The following is a 14,596-nucleotide window of genomic DNA, read 5'->3' on the forward strand; positions in this document are numbered from 1 at the left end:
GGACCCTCAGCGCGGAACGGCGGCGGTCCGGGACTGCCGCGTGCGCAGGGTGGAGCGGAAGGCCGCGAGTCCGAGCCGGTCGCGTAGCGACCAGGTGCTGGCACCGTAGGCGGCGACCCCGAGGCCGATGAGGGCACAGGCGACCACCGTCGAAGGGTCGAGCACGAGGCCGACGACTCCGATGACGCCGAAGCAGGCGACCGCGGTGAGCGCCACGAGCAGGCTGCTGCGGGTGAGCGGGCTCATGCCGAGCTGACGTCTGACCTGGACCAGCGGCAGCAGGTTGCGCACGACGATGGCCACGGACCAGGAGATCGCAGCCCCCCGGATGCCGAGCAGGGGGATCAGGGCCAGGTTGAGACCGACGTTGAGCGCCAGGGCGCCGGCGTTGTTGGCCAGGCTCAACCAGCTCCGGCCCGACATGAGCAGCACCGAGTCGACCGGCCCGCACGCCGTGGCGAGCAGCATGGTCAGGGACAAGATCACGACCACGTCCGAGGCCACGTCGTAGCCCTCGCCGAACACGAGCATCAAGGTGGGCGCGAACCCTGCCATGACGAGGTAGAGCGGCCAGGCGGCGAGCATGCTCCACTGCGTCGCCGCCTGGAACACCGAGTCGGCCGCGCGGGTCTCGCGCTTGGCGAACAGTGAGCTCAGCTGGGGCGAGAGCGCCTGCTGCACGGCCTGGACGAAGAGCTGCCCGAGCACGACGAACCGCGTGGCGGCGGTGTAGAGGGCAGCGGCCGCGGGGGAGGCCAGCGCGGCGACCATCACGACGTCGGAGCGCTTGAGTCCCGCCTGCACGACCCGGGCGAGCGCCCGCGGCGCGGTGTAGGCCCAGAACGCGCGGGCCAAGGTCGACCATGCCTCGGGCACCGCCCCGGCTGTGGCGGGGGGGCTCGCGCGGCGCACCAGGCGGTGCAGCCACACCGCCGTGACCACCAGGCCCGGGAGGTAGGGCAGGCCCCAGGCAAGCGCCAGCGCCGTCGAGCCACCGTCGAGGAGCAGGACGGCCAGGACGGCGAGGGCCTGCAGCCCGAAGCGCCCGACGTTCTCGACGACCACCGTGGGGCGCATCGTGCCCATGCCCCGCGTCGCCGCGAGGAGCAGCGCGTGCAGCGTGGCCACCGGCAGCACCACCGCGAGTGCGCGGAGCATCGCCTGGCCCGTGGCTGCCGCGTCGTCGCCGACGATGACAGGGGCCAGGGTGCCGGCGACCAGGTGGAGGACGACCCCCGTCGCGACCGAGGTGAGCAGCACCGGGACCGTCGCCACCACCAGCGTGCGGCGCACGTCGACACCGCGCCCCGTGGCCAGCAGCGTCGGCAGCCACTTGACCAGGCCGGTGTCGGTGCCGAGGACGGCGACGGCCTCGAGGATGAGGAAGACGGAGGTGGCGGCGAAGAGGGTGCCGGCGACGGTCGGGTCGAACCCGTTGGTGACGATGACGACCACGAGCACGCCGAAGACGGCGCTGCAGGCTGCACCGAGGACGCTGGCGGTGCCCCGGCGTGCCAGCTTCTCGAGCTGGCCGTGGTGACCGGGGGCGGTGGCGTCGACGACGGTCATCTGCGGTTGCGCTTCGACGTCGACTTGGTGCCCGAGCCCGGCATGGACGAGGGGAGGGTGGCCGACCGCTCCGTGGTCGTCTCGCCGACCAGGTCGGGGAGGGGGACGTCACCGGTGTCGGGCACGTGCCGCGGACCGGAGCCGGAGGCCTGCCGGTGCAGGCGGGCAGAGGTGCTCGGCTCCACCACGAAGGACACCAGCTCAGGTCCGACGGTGGAGGTGACGTCGACCGCGCGGGAGACCGACCGGGTCCGGGTGCGGCCCCGGGTCACGACGACGAGTCCGAGGTCGGCGGCGCCGAGGATCTCCTCGCCGTCGGCGCTCTCGAGGCCCGGGGCGGCGAGGACCACGAGGTGTCCCGCGTCGACCAGTGGCTGCAGCACGGTCCGCACCCGGTCGGAGGTGAGCAGGTCACGGCTCTGGTCGTCGACGTTGCCCGCGGGCAGCAGGCAGAGCAAGGGGTCGACGCTGGGCTGGAGCAGCTCCAGCGGCTTGAGACGGTCGTGGAGCAGGGCCTCCGCGAGGCCGCGCTCACCGACGGCGAGACCCCCCGAGGAGGGTGCTGGCTCGGTCTGGACGAGGACGACCCGGTGGCCCGACCGCGCCAGCGACGCGGCGACGGCCTCGGAGACGCCGGCGTCGGGCCGTCCGCCGCCAGCCGGAGCCACGGCGATGACATCGGGACGGGGAGCGTGCTCGAGCAGGGCCGTCCGCGTGCGCCGCACAGCGATCTCGGCCTCCTGGTCCGGCGAGCCCGACGCGCTGCCATGGGCCCCGGGCCGGCCGACCGCGGCCACCACGGGGAGCCCGGCACGGGCGACCTCGGCAGCCGTGTGGACCCGGCCCCGGGTCCGGTCGTGGACGTAGGCGATCACACCTCCCACGAGGAGTCCGAGCAGCAGGCCGCCGACGGGGAAGGCCAGCCCGACGAGTCCTCCCGAGCCGGTCGGCCGCGACGCCGGGGAGATGACACTTCCACCGGGGGACCGGTTGTTCTCCAGCGCGGTGCGCTGGGCGCGCAGGCTGACGAGCTCGCTGCTGAGCGTGTCGGCCAGTCGACGCTGGAAGGCCTGCTCCCCGGGGCGCCCCTCCTGGGCAGCAGCAGTGGCGGCCCGCAGGTCGTCGACGACCTCGAGGGTCCGCTGCTCGACCCGGTCGAGCCGCGCGTCGTTGAGGTCGTCGAAGCGACGGTCGCGGTTGTCGAGGTAGGTGGTTGCCACCGCGTCGGTGACCGTGCGCGCGACGGTGGGGTCGGCCGCGGTGAAGCTGAACTGCAGCACCTGGGTGTTCGGCGGGACGGTCACGGCGACCCCCCGCTCCAGCTGGGCGAGCGGCACCTGCGTGTCGTCGGCGACCTCGCTCAGGACCTCGACCGATCCCGCGACCTGGGCCTCCGTCTCCAGGCTGGTCGCCTCGTCCTGACGCACGGAGGACGGTGAGGAGGAGTAGGGATTGCCGTCGGCCGGGTTGACCAGGACCGTCGCCGTGCTCGTGTAGGTCGGCGGTGCGGCTGCGAGCCAGGCCCAGCCCAGCGCGCCGCCGAGGAGCGCGCACACGACGACGAGGACCAGGTGGTGCCGGACGGCCCGCGTGACCGGGTGAGCCGGTGGACGTGTGTGCTCAGTGTGCATGGTGGTGGTCCTCGTGGCTGGTGACGAACAGGTGGTCGTGGTGGGCCCGCCTGCGTGGCGGTGCCCGGGTGCCGAGCCGGTCGCGAGCCGCCCCGAGGAGCAGGCCGGCGATCAGACCCAGCCCTGCCCCCGACACCACGGGGACCTCAAGGTTGGGGTAGTCGACGGTGCGGGGAACGTCGGCCGGGTCGATCACGGCCGCCGGGTTGGTCCGGGCGTCCTCGAGCTCCTCGAGGGCGGTGCGCAGGTCGTTCACCTCCTGCTGCAGCTCGTCGTCGGCCAGGACGATGCGTCGCCCGGTGACGCCGACGAGCTCGCTCTCGCGGTCCGTGACGGCGAGCCGGAGCTGCTGGAGCTGCTCCTCGGCCAGGGCTCCCAGGGTCTCGCCCCGGAGCGCGACGAACGCCTGGGTGGCCGCGGCCGTGGCGGCCTGGGCGGAGGTCGCGGAGGCCCCGGACACGGTCACGTGCAGGACGTGGGTCTGCGGCGATGCCGAGACGGCCAAGTGGTCGGCGGCCTCGGACGGGTCCACGTCCAGCTCGCGGGCGATCGCCCCGAGCACCTCCGGGCTGCCGAGCAGCTGGGCGTCGGTGTCGATGGTGACCTCGGGAGGCACCAGCTCGTCGGCCGTGGTCTTCACGTAGACCGGCACCGGCGTCAGGGAGATCGAGGCGGTCGACGACCAGGTCGCCTGCTGGGTCAGCGCCATCACGACGCCGACCAGCATGCCGAGCGCCACGGAGGCCTCGACCACGGCACGGTGGCGGCGCAGGAACCTCAGGTGGTCCGACCAGAGCGGGAGGCCCGGTCGCGGAGTCAGGTCAGCCATGCCGGCTCTCGTCCCAGCATGGCGGCCAGTGCCCTGTCGTGCGGTGCGAAGTGGTCGCGCAGCTGCTCACGGGTCTCCGCCGACATCGGAGAGCTCGGCCTGCCGTTCCACCGGTCGAAGGTCTCCGGGAACGCGATCGGCAGGTCGAGGAACGAGAGGACGTCGGAGAAGGTCTCCTCGGGCCGCTCGAAGAAGGCCTCGCTGTCGACCACGTGGATCTGGTCCGCGGGGAGGTGACGACGCAGCGCGGCGAGCTGCTCGGCGTACTGCCCCCGACGCCGGTAGGCGTGGTGGCGGTGGCTGAAGCTCTGGTAGCCCGGGTCGGCGACCATCCGCTCGACCTCGCCGTCCAGGCGCTCGTCCTCGAGCTCGAGGCCCCGCTCGAACGACTCGGTCTCGTAGCCGCGCGCGTGCTCGTGCTTCCAGGCGGAGAACGCGCGCTCGACCGGGTCGCGGAGCATCGCCAGCACCTTCACGTCGGGCAGGTGGCGGGCGAGGCGCTCGGGTGCGCACGGGTGCCACATGTAGTAGCCGCTCGCCTCGAACGTGACCGGCGGTCCGGCGGCTCCGCGGGTGCGTGCGCGGAGCGAGGCCGAGGTCGGGAAGTGTCCGCGGTACCACGAGAAGTCGCGGTGGTAGTTGACGTCGAAGTAGTTGACGCCCTTGTGGAAGTTGGCGGCGTGGACCTGGGGGTGGGCCATCAGGGCGCGGTAGAGCGAGGTCGTCCCGGCCCTCTGGGCACCCACCATGACGAAGCCGGGCAGCTGGCGCTGGGACGAGGTGGCCGTGCCGACCCTGACGGAGACGGCCCGCCCCCAGGTCTTGACGGGGTGGGGCATGGCAGCGCGCACGGTCATGGTCGTCCTTCCGACGAGGGCGGGGTCGGGAGCCCGGCGAGCTCCTCGAGCAGGGACAGCACCCAGGCGGTCCGCCGGTGCAGATCAGGGGTCTCGCCGTGGGAGAGCGCCTCGACGTAGCGCGCTCCGATCTCGGCGAGGTAGAGCGCGGAGGTGAGGTCGTGCTCGGCCGCCGGCACCTCCACGGCGGACAGTGCTTCGGGGACGGCGAGGCGGAACTCGTGACGACGCTCCATCGCGCCGGGCTTGCCCGGCCGCAGCCGCTGGGCGCAGTGGTGGAGCGCGTCGAAGCCCAGCGGGACGCGGGGGTCGTAGCGCTCCCAGTCCCACACCAGCAGGGTCCCGTCGGCCATGCCCATGTTCCACGGGCCCCAGTCGCCGTGCCAGCCGCCGAACGTGAGGGCATCGGCACCGTGACCGGTCAGGACGGAGTCGAGTGCACGCGCCAGTCGGGTGCGTTCGGGCGACGAAGGCAGGACCTCGACCTCGCGGACCAGCCGTCGGGTGAAGGCCGAGTCGCCGAGGTCGCAGCGCTCGGTCCCGCCGAGACCCGCGAGCTCGCGGGTGGCCGCGATCCGGGCCGCTGCCGGCACGGACTCCCCCGGCCGGGACGTCAGCGGCGACTGCACCAGCACCTCGAGCCCCGACCAGCGACCGTGGTGGAGCAGGGTCGGGAGCCGGAAACCGGCCGGCGGTCGCTGGGCCAGCGCGGCGAGCGCAGCGGCCTCGCGTCGTACGAGCGGGGCGGTGAGGTCGTTGTGGCCGACCTTCGCATAGCCCAGGAGGCCGCCCTCGACGGCGAAGACGGGGAGCACCGGCTTCTGGGTGACACGGCGAGTGCCCAGCATCACCCCGACCCGGACCCGGGTGCCGAGCGCGCTGCTGAGATGACGCTCGATCGAGTCGGCGCCGGCGTCCTCGCCCCGCACCGTCAGCAGGGGCCACCCGGCTGCGGCGAGCGCCCCCGATCGGACCGAGCGCGCGAGGACGGCGCGGAGGGGGCGGATCGCGCCGTGGCGAGGACCCCCCAGGTGTCCGACCATCACGGCCGAGGCCGGGAGGTCGGCCGGGACCAGCATGCGCGGCCGTCGCGCGGACGGGAAGACGTAGGCGTTGTGGCCGAGCCTCCGGTTCGCGCGCCGGCCGCGGACGACCCGTGGCTGCTCCCAGGGCTCGGGCCAGAGCAGGCGGGCCACCTCCACGGCGTAGGAGGCCGAGGACTCGGTCGACGACGGTGCGGCCGTGGTCATCGGATCGCCTCCTCGGCGTCGGCGCGGGCCATGAGGCCGACGGCGATGCACACCGTGAAGAGCGCGGAGCCCAACGAGTCGTAGACGAAGAAGCACAGGACGGCGACGAGCAGCGCGCTGCAGGTCGCGACGTCCAACGGCGACGGGCCGCGTGCCCGCCGGACGAACTGCACGCCGAGGAACGCGAGGCAGAGCAGGGTGCCGATGAAACCGGTGGTGAGGACGAGCCGCCACATGAATCCCTGCGTCCCGAGGGGCGGCGCCGCGCACTGGTGGCACGAGTCGGTCTCGCCCCCGGCCAGGGAGCTGAAGCTTCCCTGCATCGTGCGCGTGCTGCCGTAGCCGACGATCGGGGAGCCCTCGGCGGTCACCGCGACGACGGTCTCGGCGGTGCTGGCCCGTCGCTCGTTGCTGTGGGGCGTCTCCACCCGCAGCGTGACGGTGTCGTAGAGCGGCGAGGCCATGAAGGCGGTCCCGCCGACGAGCACGGCGGCGACCAGCACCTGGAGGGCGCGGCGGCGGCCGTTGGCGGCCAGCCGGAACGCGGCGTACGCCGCCGCGACCGCCAGGGCGATCCAGAGGCCCCGGTTGAGGGAGAAGGTGATCGGCACGACCGCCGCCAGGAGCACGAACGGCGCGACGTGACGCCGCCAGCCCGCGTCACGTCCGCACCAGGCGAGGACGAAGAAGGGGAGGAACAGGGCGAGGTTGTTGCCCCAGGCGTTGGAGTAGGGGAACGGGGCCGTGGGCCTCGGCTGCTCGTAGCCCAGGAACTCGCTGGTGGAGGCCAGCGTCGGGTGGACGAGGGTCGAGACGAAGTTGGCCTTGGCGATGCCGTGGGGGAGCAGCAGCTCGGCGGGCGAGCTGAACTCGAGCTGCGGGGCGACGCTCGCGACGACGCCGAAGCAGGTCGTGACGACGAACATGTAGGCGAGCAGCCGCACGATCCGTTGCGTGGTGACCTCGCGGGCCGTGTTGACGACGTAGAGCATCACGACGGTGGCTGCGGCGTACCAGCCGGCGCGGATGACGAAACCGGCCACCCGGGCCATCCCGAAGCCGGGAAGCGTGTCGGGTGCGTGCGCCCGCAGCACGACCATGCCGAGCAGCACCCACACCAGGAACAGCGCCCAGAGGGCGAAGCCGTGCGGCACGCGCAACGGCTCGCGACGCCGGACGAGGATGACCGCCATCGCGGCGGCGGCGACGAAGAACATCAGCTGGGCGAGCCCCAGGGCCCACCAGACCGGGAACCCGATGTAGAGCAGCGTCAGCGGCCACCCCGGGCGCGACCGGTGCGTGTGTGCCACCGGTGGCGGGGTCGGGTGGACGCGCGAGTGCGTCGTCGGGACGGTCGTCATCACGCTACCCCCACCGCGGCGTCGCGGGTGCGCCGCCCGACGTAGCCGTAGCCCACCAGCTGGGGGAGGGTCACGGCCGTCACCACACGGCGGGCGCCGACCGGCAGGGTCGAGCGCCAGGCGTCGTCGACCCGCAGCTCGATGTCTCCGTCGGTGAACCGCGTGCGGCTGCCGGCCACCCCGTGGCTGGGCGTGAGGTGGACGCTGTGCTCGTCGACGTGGTCGAGGGCGTCGGCCGCCGGCGGCAGGCCGACCTCCTCGAGCAGGCGCCGGACGGTCGGCCGCGGACTGGCGACGAGGTCCTCGTAGCGCACGCGCGCGTGGTGCTCCGCCGCCGCGCCGAGGACCGAGCACTCCAGCTGGAGCCCCGCCCACAGCACGGCCAGGCGGTGGGGTGCGTAGGTCCCCATGTCCTCACCCTGCTGGGACTGGGGCTTGCGGATGCCGGCCTTGCTCCACGAGTGGGCCACCCCGCGGGCGTCGCGCACGAGGTTGACCACACGGAGGTCGAGCCCCTCGATGCGGCGGAGGGCGAAGAGCTGGGCCGTGGACTTGCTGGCGTCGACCACGACCTCGGCCCCGGCGACCTCGGCGATCGCGTCGTAGAGCCGCCGGTGGACGTCGAGGTAGTCGTCGAGCTCGCGGGCGTACGTCGCCCCGAACCGGCCCGTGGCCAGCTGCGGCACGAACCGCTGCCGGACCAGGCGCGGCTGGAGGTGGGCCATCCGCGCGGTGACGTCGCCCCAGCCGCCGAAGGCCCGGTCGCCGACCGCGGCCCAGAAGGAGCAGGTCGAGAACGGCTCGCCGCAGCCGCAGCGCTGGTCCTGGGTCGAGACCCGCGAGAAGATCGCGTTGACCTCGCCGGCGTTGACGGAGCCGGGCACGGCCCCGAGCACGCGCTCCAGCAGCGTGCTCCCGGACCTGCCCACCCCTACGATGTAGAGGACCTTCATCCACGTTCCCCCAGGATCGATGATTCCCCCGAGCGGTCCTCGAGGGGAGCCGCCGTGGGAACGACGCTAGGGCTCGACGGGGGCCGGGAGGCCGGGTCGCGCCACCCATCCCCCAATTGAGGTAGACGGGAGACGACGTGCGACACGGTTCACCGATCCGGGCGCTGGGCCTGCTGGTTCCGACGGCGCTGCTGGCTCTCGTCGGGTGTACCGACGGCGGTGCTCCGGAGGGGCCCCCGAGCCCTGACGACGCGCCCGACTACTCCTCGGCAGCGCTGTGGCTCCCGTTCGACGAGGCCGTGGCCGCCGATGACGGCTCGGAGGAGTTCCCGGCCGGCGACGACGCGCCGTACAGCGGCGTCGTGGTCCAGGCGAACGGCGGCGGGGTCGAGCAGGTCGAGGGAGCCGACGGCCGGGGGAGGGCGCTGCAGTTTCCCGGCGTGTGCGCTGACGACACCGGGTGCCCGATGGCACTCGTGGAGGTCGCGCCCGACCCGGCGCTGGCACCCGGCTCCGAGCCCTTCTCCTGGGGAGCCAGCGTGAGGCTCTCGCCGTCGGAGACGACCGACGGGTCCAACGTCGTCCAGCAGGGTCGGTTCGCCAGCGAGGGCGGGCAGTGGAAGCTCCAGGTGGACGGCGACGAAGGGCTGCCGAGCTGCCGGGTCCGGGGTGATGCGGGGGCGCTCGTCGTGACCTCGACCGTGTCGGTCGCCGACGACGTCTGGCACCGGGTGGTCTGTCACCGTGACGACGAGGGCGTCAGCGTCGCGGTCGACGGAGAGGTCACCCGCGAGTCGGGCCCGTCGGGTGCCCTGGCCAGCAGCGAGCCGATCCGGGTCGGGAGCCCCGGGGTCAACGACGGCGACGACCAGTTCTCGGGGGCGATCGACGACGTCTTCCTCGAGCTGGGGTCGAGCGCCCGCGTCGAGTGAGGCTCAGGCCCTGACGGCGGGCGGGCGGGCGACCCAGTCGGCCGCGAGCAGCTCGCTGAACGCCTCCTCGGTCTCGCCGCTCAGCTCCCACGTGCCGTCCTCGGCGTTGATCGAGGAGTTGAAGTAGGACATCGAGATCACGCCCCGCGTCCGCGCGTGGTCGGCGGCGTCGTGGAACCACTGGGCCGCGCGGCCGGGGTTCTCCGGATCCGCGCGGCAGCCGTACTCCCCGATGACCAGGGGCCTGTCGCCGAACCAGCCGATCACCTCGTCGAGCTTGCCGCTGAAGGTGCGCCACTCCTTCCCGTTGTCCTCGGACCACGGGTTGTAGAGGTCGAGCCCGAGGACCCTCGCCCGGGGGACGACCCACACCGACGGGTCGATGTCGTCGCGCAGCGGGTCGAAGGTCCAGTGCTGGAGGACGGGGACGACGGTCACGCGCGGGGCCAGCTCGTCGGCGAGGCGGATCACGTGGTGCTGCATGGCGACGAAGTCGGCCGGGGTGCGGCCGTCCGGCGACGCGTCGTTCTCCGGCTCGTGGTGGAGGGTGAACAGCGCCGGGTGCCCCGTCCGCCCCAGCGGCACCAGGATGCTGCGGAGCCAGTCGTCGTTCCTGCCCGCGGCCACGTCACGCCAGCGACCCGGTGCCTTGAGCGAGACGTGGGGGAGCCGGCGGTGGAGGGCGTCGTCCCGGCACTGGTCGAGCAGGTGCTGGACCTCCTCCGCGCCGGGGGTGAAGTAGGAGCGGTGGGTGGACAGCGGCCGTCCGAGCGACTGCTCCCACGGCCGGACCGGGCGGTGCCACGGCACCGAGGCGCCGTAGAACATCAGGCCGTCGGGGAGCTGCTCCGGCAGGAAGCCGTCCGCGCCGTGGGGTCCCGGGTCGGGCTCGGGGACCCTGCCGACGGCGCCGTCCACGGCACGGCAGGAGGCCGCCGTCATCGAGAGTGCGACGGCGGCGCCGATACCGAGCAGGTCGCGCCGAGCGATCGTCATGCCGTGACCGTAGGCAGCGCGACGGGTCTGGACCGGCGCACGGGTTCAGGGTGCCCTAAATGGGGGAAGGATCGGCCGCGCCCGCCGTCCGGACCGGCCGTCGACCGAGCATTCGATCACCATGAACGACACTGCCGCCGGACGCCCCGACGTCCTCCTGGTCACCACCCAGGGGGGCCACCTGACCCACCTGCTCGCCATGCGCGGCTGGTGGGAGGACCACGAACGGCTGTGGGTCTGTCCCGGCACGCCCGACGTCGTCGACCGCCTCGTCGGCGAACGGGTGGTGACGTCCTACTCGCCGACCACGCGCAACCTGCCCAACCTCGCGCGCAACGCCGCGCTCGCGGTGCGCCTGCTGCGCAGGGAACGACCCGGGCTGGTGGTGAGCGCCGGCGCCGGCGTCGCGGTCCCGTTCTTCGTCGCTGCCTGGCTGCTGCGGATCCCGACCGTGTTCATCGAGGTCTACGACCGGGTGGACACCCCGACCATGACCGGCCGACTCTGCGGCCCGTTCACCACGCGCCGGATCGTCCAGTGGCAGAGCCAGCTGGACTTCTACCCCGACGCGCACCTCGTGGGGCCTCTGCTGTGAACGACGGAGTCGAGCGAGGCGCGAGCGACCGACCGAGCGAACGGTGCGGGCTGTGAGCGGGCTGGTCCTGGCTCTGGTGGGCACCGACCACCACCCGTTCGAACGGATGGTCAACTGGATCGACCGCGCGGCGTGGCACCACCGCGACGTCCACTTCGTCGTCCAGCACGGCGCGACCGCCGCGCCGGTGGCGGCCGAGGGTCACGACTACCTCGCCCACGACCGGCTGGTCGCCCTCCTGCACGAGGCGTCCGTCGTCGTGTGCCACGGCGGGCCGGGCACGATCCTCGACGCCCGTGACGCCGGGCACGTGCCGCTGTGCGTGCCGCGCGACCCCGGCCTCGGCGAGCACGTCGACGGCCACCAGCAGCGCTTCGCGGCGATGATGGACCGCACCGGCGTCGTCCGGTCGGTGACGACCCACGACCGGTTCGAGGTGGAGCTCGTCACCGCCCTCGAGCGCGCGGCCCGGCCCGGTGCGGCGATGCTGCTCGACACCGAGCGCGAGGCCTCGCGGGCCCGGCTCGCGACCGAGCTCGACGGCCTGATCGCCCGGCGTCCCCACCGGTTCCCGCGGTTCCACCGGTTCGCCGCTGCCGGCTGACTACCTCATATGAGTGAGGTTCACGCGGGGTGGCCCGACGGCCCCGCCGGGGTCGCGAGGCTGGACCTCGACAACCCGTCGATCCGACGGGAACGGGAGAGCCTGAGGGGGCTTGGCTGATGTCACGGACCACCGTCGTCTACCTGGGGGGCTTCGGACGCTCCGGGTCGACGCTGGTCGAGCGGGTGCTCGGCGCGGCCGCCGGCTGGGTCAACGTCGGCGAGCTCGTCGACCTCGCGCGCTCGGTCGCCCCGGCCGACGAACGGTGCGGCTGCGGCCTCGCGTTCTCGGAGTGCCCGGTGTGGACCGAGGTCGGCCGGGTCGCGTTCGGCGGCTGGACGACGGAGCTGCTGGAGCGGTTGGCGGGGCTCCACCGGGCCGCCGCGCGGCAGCGGCACCTGCCCGCCCTGCTCTCCTCCCGGCGTACGACGCCACGGCCGCTGCTCGACCTGCAGGAGGCCTACGGGCGGCTCTACGCCGCGGTCGCCGCGGTCACCGGCGCGACCGTCGTGGTCGACGCCTCCAAGGGCCCGGCCCTCGGCCAGGCGCTCGCCGGCGCCGACGGGATCGACCTGCGACTGCTCAACGTGGTCCGCGACCCGCGGGCGGTGGCGTGGTCGTGGGGGCAGCAGGTCGAGCGCCCGCACGCCGCCGCGGGCGGCGCCGCCGAGATGTGGCGGATCCCGCCCCACCGCGCCGCGGCCCAGTGGAGCGCCCTGCAGCTCGAGGTCGCCGCGATCCGCGGCTTCGGCCGGGCGCCCTCCGCGCGACTGCGCTACGAGGACTTCGTGGCCGACCCGGAGGCATCGCTGCTCGCCGCGGCCGCCGACCTGGGGCTGCCGCTCACGGCCGCCGACCTCCCGGTCATCGACGGCCGGCTGGTGCTCGCCCCCAGCCACGGCCTCTCCGGCAACCCCTCGCGGTTCCGGTCCGGGGAGATCGAGCTGCGCAGCGACGACCGCTGGACCGTCGCCATGTCCACGCGGGACCGCGCCGTGGTCACCGCGCTCACGCTTCCGATGCTCGCGGCCTACGGCTACGCCGGTGGTCCGCGGGCCCGCACGTCCCGACCCGACAGGAGCTACGCATGACCAGACGTTCGCCGCTGGTGACGGTGGTGATCCCGACCCACGGCCGCTCGGAGCTGCTGCGGGAGACCCTGGCCACCGTCGTGGGCCAGGACTACCCGGGCGAGATGGAGATCATCGTGGTCCACGACCGCGAGGAGATCGACCCCTCGCTGTCGGAGCTCTCGCGCCCCGGCCGGGAGGTGACACCCGTGGTCAACACCCGCACTGGCGGGTTGTGCGGTGCCCGCAACACCGGGGTGCTGCTGGCCCGGGGCGAGCTCGTCGCCAGCTGCGACGACGACGACCTCTGGTATCCCAGCAAGGTGAGCCGCCAGGTGGAACGGCTGGTGGCCGACCCCGACCTGCTCGCCGTGGGCGCCGGCATCCGGCTCCTCATGGGCGAGCGGGGTGACGTCGACTGGCCGGCCGAGGAGGCCGTGGTCTCCCACGAGCGACTGCTGCGCAACCGGGTCAAGGAGCTGCACAGCTCGACCCTGATGATGCGCCGGTCGGCGTTCGACACGGCGGGCCTCTACGACGAGGACCTCCCGCACGGCTACGGCGAGGACTACGACTGGCTGCTGCGTGCGAGCCGGGTCGGGTCGGTGGGCGCGGTCCAGGAGATCCTGGCCGACATCCGCAAGGACGTGCCGTCGTGGTTCCGCGACCGTTGGGTCAACACGGCGACGGCCCTCGAGTACATGCTCGACAAGCATCCCGACTTCGCCGACTCGCGGCGCGGACACGCACGGATCCTCGGCCAGATCGCCTATGCGCGGGCCTGCGCCGGTGAGCGCCGTACGGGCGCCCGGCTCGCGGGCCGTGCCCTGTGCCGCTACCCGGCCGCCCCGCACGCGTGGCTGGCGCTGGCCGTCGCCGGTCCGGGCATCGAGCCCCGGCGGCTGCTGACCGGTGCCCGGCGGCTGGGACGTGGCCTGTCGTGAACCGGCTGCCGAACTTCCTCTACATCGGACCCGACAAGGCCGGGTCGTCCTGGCTCCACGAGGTCCTGCTCAAGCACCCGGACGTCTACCTGACCCCGGCCAAGGACCTCTACTACTTCGACCGCTACTACGACCGCGGCACCGGCTGGTACGCCGACCAGTTCCGCGACGCGCGCGACGAGCCGGTCGTGGGGGAGGTGTGCCAGGACTACCTCTTCCACCCCCAGGCGGCCGCCCGCATCCACGAGACGCTGGGCGAGGTCAAGGTGATGGTGTCGCTGCGCGACCCCGTCGAGCGTGCCTGGTCGTCCTATCTCTACATGCGCAAGCACGGCATCGGCCCCGACACCTTCGGCGAGGCGCTGCGGGTCCGCCCGGAGCTGCTCGACCACGGCCGCTACGCGACCGGCCTCGACCGCTTCCTCGAGCTGCTGCCGCGCGAGAACGTCCACGTCGCCCTCTTCGACGACCTCTCGGCAGATCCTCAGGGCTTCCTGGACCGGGTGACCGACTTCCTCGACGTGGAGCGGCTCCCGCTCGCCGAGGAGGACCTGGCGGCCCGGCTGCCGGCCGCGCGTGCCCGCTCGGTGGCGCTCGCGTCGCTGGCGCGCCGTACGGCCGACTGGGTGCGGGAGCACGACGGCGCCCGGATCGTGGGCGCGGTCAAGCGCTCGCCGGTGGTCCACAAGGTGCTCTACCAGCCGTTGGACCGCCAGGCGGTCCGTCCTGCGTCCGACGACGTCGCGACCGTACGCCGTGCGCTCGCCCCCGAGGTCGAGTCGCTCGAGCGCACCTTCGGCTTCCCCCTCCGCGACGCCTGGGGCTGGTAGCCGCCACGTCTGCCGCCTGTGCCGCCGTCCCGAGCTGACTCGGGACGGCGGCACCGTCATGTCGGAGGGCACGGTGAGGAGCGCGCCGACAGGTCGCCCTTCAGGCGTGGGACGGGCAGGCGGTCCGTGCTGCCAGGTCCGGCACCCCACGGACGCGGGGGGGGGGGGGGGGGGG

The 14,596-nt window shown here is 73.5% G+C and carries 14 protein-coding genes; 6 read left to right on the forward strand and 8 right to left on the reverse strand.

Annotated elements, in window-relative coordinates; all coding sequences use genetic code 11:
• Nucleotides 1-6: 6 nt before the first annotated feature.
• The 7 genes from ABD091_RS13990 to ABD091_RS14020 are packed head-to-tail and all read right to left on the reverse strand — an operon-like array spanning nt 7 to nt 8,450.
• Complete coding sequence (locus ABD091_RS13990) at nt 7-1,569, reverse strand: lipopolysaccharide biosynthesis protein (protein ID WP_343919451.1); 1,563 nt, start codon at nt 1,567-1,569, stop codon at nt 7-9.
• The gene (locus tag ABD091_RS13995; RefSeq protein ID WP_343919453.1) at nt 1,566-3,200 is read right to left on the reverse strand and encodes a Wzz/FepE/Etk N-terminal domain-containing protein; all 1,635 of its coding nucleotides are present in this window, start codon (nt 3,198-3,200) and stop codon (nt 1,566-1,568) included. The genes ABD091_RS13990 and ABD091_RS13995 overlap by 4 nt, the downstream gene beginning before the upstream one ends.
• Nucleotides 3,190-4,029, reverse strand: a complete 840-nt coding sequence (locus tag ABD091_RS14000) for a GumC domain-containing protein (protein WP_343919455.1) — start codon at nt 4,027-4,029, stop codon at nt 3,190-3,192. The genes ABD091_RS13995 and ABD091_RS14000 overlap by 11 nt, the downstream gene beginning before the upstream one ends.
• Entirely contained in the window at nt 4,017-4,886 is an 870-nt protein-coding gene (locus ABD091_RS14005; protein WP_343919457.1) for a sulfotransferase family protein, read from the reverse strand. The genes ABD091_RS14000 and ABD091_RS14005 overlap by 13 nt, the downstream gene beginning before the upstream one ends.
• Nucleotides 4,883-6,136: a hypothetical protein gene (locus tag ABD091_RS14010; RefSeq protein WP_343919459.1), complete on the reverse strand. Its 1,254-nt coding sequence runs from the start codon at nt 6,134-6,136 to the stop codon at nt 4,883-4,885. The genes ABD091_RS14005 and ABD091_RS14010 overlap by 4 nt, the downstream gene beginning before the upstream one ends.
• Nucleotides 6,133-7,446: a hypothetical protein gene (locus tag ABD091_RS14015; protein WP_343919461.1), complete on the reverse strand. Its 1,314-nt coding sequence runs from the start codon at nt 7,444-7,446 to the stop codon at nt 6,133-6,135. The genes ABD091_RS14010 and ABD091_RS14015 overlap by 4 nt, the downstream gene beginning before the upstream one ends.
• A 50-nt stretch (nt 7,447-7,496) precedes the next feature.
• Nucleotides 7,497-8,450 carry a sulfotransferase gene (locus ABD091_RS14020; protein WP_343919463.1) on the reverse strand — a complete coding sequence of 318 codons (954 nt, stop codon included), beginning with the start codon at nt 8,448-8,450 and terminating at the stop codon, nt 7,497-7,499.
• 137 nt (nt 8,451-8,587) lie between these two features.
• Between ABD091_RS14020 and ABD091_RS14025 the strand changes: the two genes are divergently transcribed.
• Nucleotides 8,588-9,382: a LamG-like jellyroll fold domain-containing protein gene (locus ABD091_RS14025; protein WP_343919465.1), complete on the forward strand. Its 795-nt coding sequence runs from the start codon at nt 8,588-8,590 to the stop codon at nt 9,380-9,382.
• Nucleotides 9,383-9,385: 3 nt separating this feature from the next.
• Here ABD091_RS14025 and ABD091_RS14030 read toward each other — a convergent pair whose 3' ends face one another.
• A complete protein-coding gene (locus ABD091_RS14030) occupies nt 9,386-10,378 on the reverse strand; it encodes a hypothetical protein (protein WP_343919467.1) in 993 nt (330 codons plus the stop codon).
• Between the two features lie 121 nt (nt 10,379-10,499).
• On the opposite strand from ABD091_RS14030, the gene ABD091_RS14035 reads away from it, so the two are divergent.
• From ABD091_RS14035 to ABD091_RS14055, 5 genes are all read left to right on the forward strand, one after another.
• Complete coding sequence (locus ABD091_RS14035) at nt 10,500-10,973, forward strand: UDP-N-acetylglucosamine--LPS N-acetylglucosamine transferase (RefSeq protein ID WP_343919468.1); 474 nt, start codon at nt 10,500-10,502, stop codon at nt 10,971-10,973.
• A 52-nt stretch (nt 10,974-11,025) separates the two neighbouring features.
• A complete protein-coding gene (locus tag ABD091_RS14040) occupies nt 11,026-11,577 on the forward strand; it encodes a glycosyltransferase (RefSeq protein ID WP_343919469.1) in 552 nt (183 codons plus the stop codon).
• A gap of 119 nt (nt 11,578-11,696) precedes the next feature.
• Entirely contained in the window at nt 11,697-12,668 is a 972-nt protein-coding gene (locus ABD091_RS14045; protein ID WP_343919470.1) for a sulfotransferase, read from the forward strand.
• Nucleotides 12,665-13,591: a glycosyltransferase family 2 protein gene (locus ABD091_RS14050; protein ID WP_343919472.1), complete on the forward strand. Its 927-nt coding sequence runs from the start codon at nt 12,665-12,667 to the stop codon at nt 13,589-13,591. Before ABD091_RS14045 ends, ABD091_RS14050 begins: the two co-directional genes overlap by 4 nt.
• Complete coding sequence (locus tag ABD091_RS14055; RefSeq protein WP_343919474.1) at nt 13,588-14,421, forward strand: sulfotransferase family protein; 834 nt, start codon at nt 13,588-13,590, stop codon at nt 14,419-14,421. Before ABD091_RS14050 ends, ABD091_RS14055 begins: the two co-directional genes overlap by 4 nt.
• Nucleotides 14,422-14,596 lie beyond the last annotated feature (175 nt).

The organism is Nocardioides aestuarii (genome assembly GCF_039527245.1).
Taxonomy (GTDB): domain Bacteria; phylum Actinomycetota; class Actinomycetes; order Propionibacteriales; family Nocardioidaceae; genus Nocardioides; species Nocardioides aestuarii.

Bases quoted from the DNA above. Each gene is read 5' to 3' on its own strand.
- ABD091_RS14050 (WP_343919472.1), top strand. From the start codon at position 12,665: ATGACCAGACGTTCGCCGCTGGTGACGGTGGTGATCCCGACCCACGGC.
- ABD091_RS14005 (WP_343919457.1), bottom strand. From the start codon at position 4,886: ATGACCGTGCGCGCTGCCATGCCCCACCCCGTCAAGACCTGGGGGCGG.
- ABD091_RS13990 (WP_343919451.1), bottom strand. From the start codon at position 1,569: ATGACCGTCGTCGACGCCACCGCCCCCGGTCACCACGGCCAGCTCGAG.
- ABD091_RS13995 (WP_343919453.1), bottom strand. From the start codon at position 3,200: ATGCACACTGAGCACACACGTCCACCGGCTCACCCGGTCACGCGGGCC.
- ABD091_RS14020 (WP_343919463.1), bottom strand. From the start codon at position 8,450: ATGAAGGTCCTCTACATCGTAGGGGTGGGCAGGTCCGGGAGCACGCTG.
- ABD091_RS14045 (WP_343919470.1), top strand. From the start codon at position 11,697: ATGTCACGGACCACCGTCGTCTACCTGGGGGGCTTCGGACGCTCCGGG.
- ABD091_RS14030 (WP_343919467.1), bottom strand. From the start codon at position 10,378: ATGACGATCGCTCGGCGCGACCTGCTCGGTATCGGCGCCGCCGTCGCA.
- ABD091_RS14000 (WP_343919455.1), bottom strand. From the start codon at position 4,029: ATGGCTGACCTGACTCCGCGACCGGGCCTCCCGCTCTGGTCGGACCAC.
- ABD091_RS14010 (WP_343919459.1), bottom strand. From the start codon at position 6,136: ATGACCACGGCCGCACCGTCGTCGACCGAGTCCTCGGCCTCCTACGCC.
- ABD091_RS14035 (WP_343919468.1), top strand. From the start codon at position 10,500: ATGAACGACACTGCCGCCGGACGCCCCGACGTCCTCCTGGTCACCACC.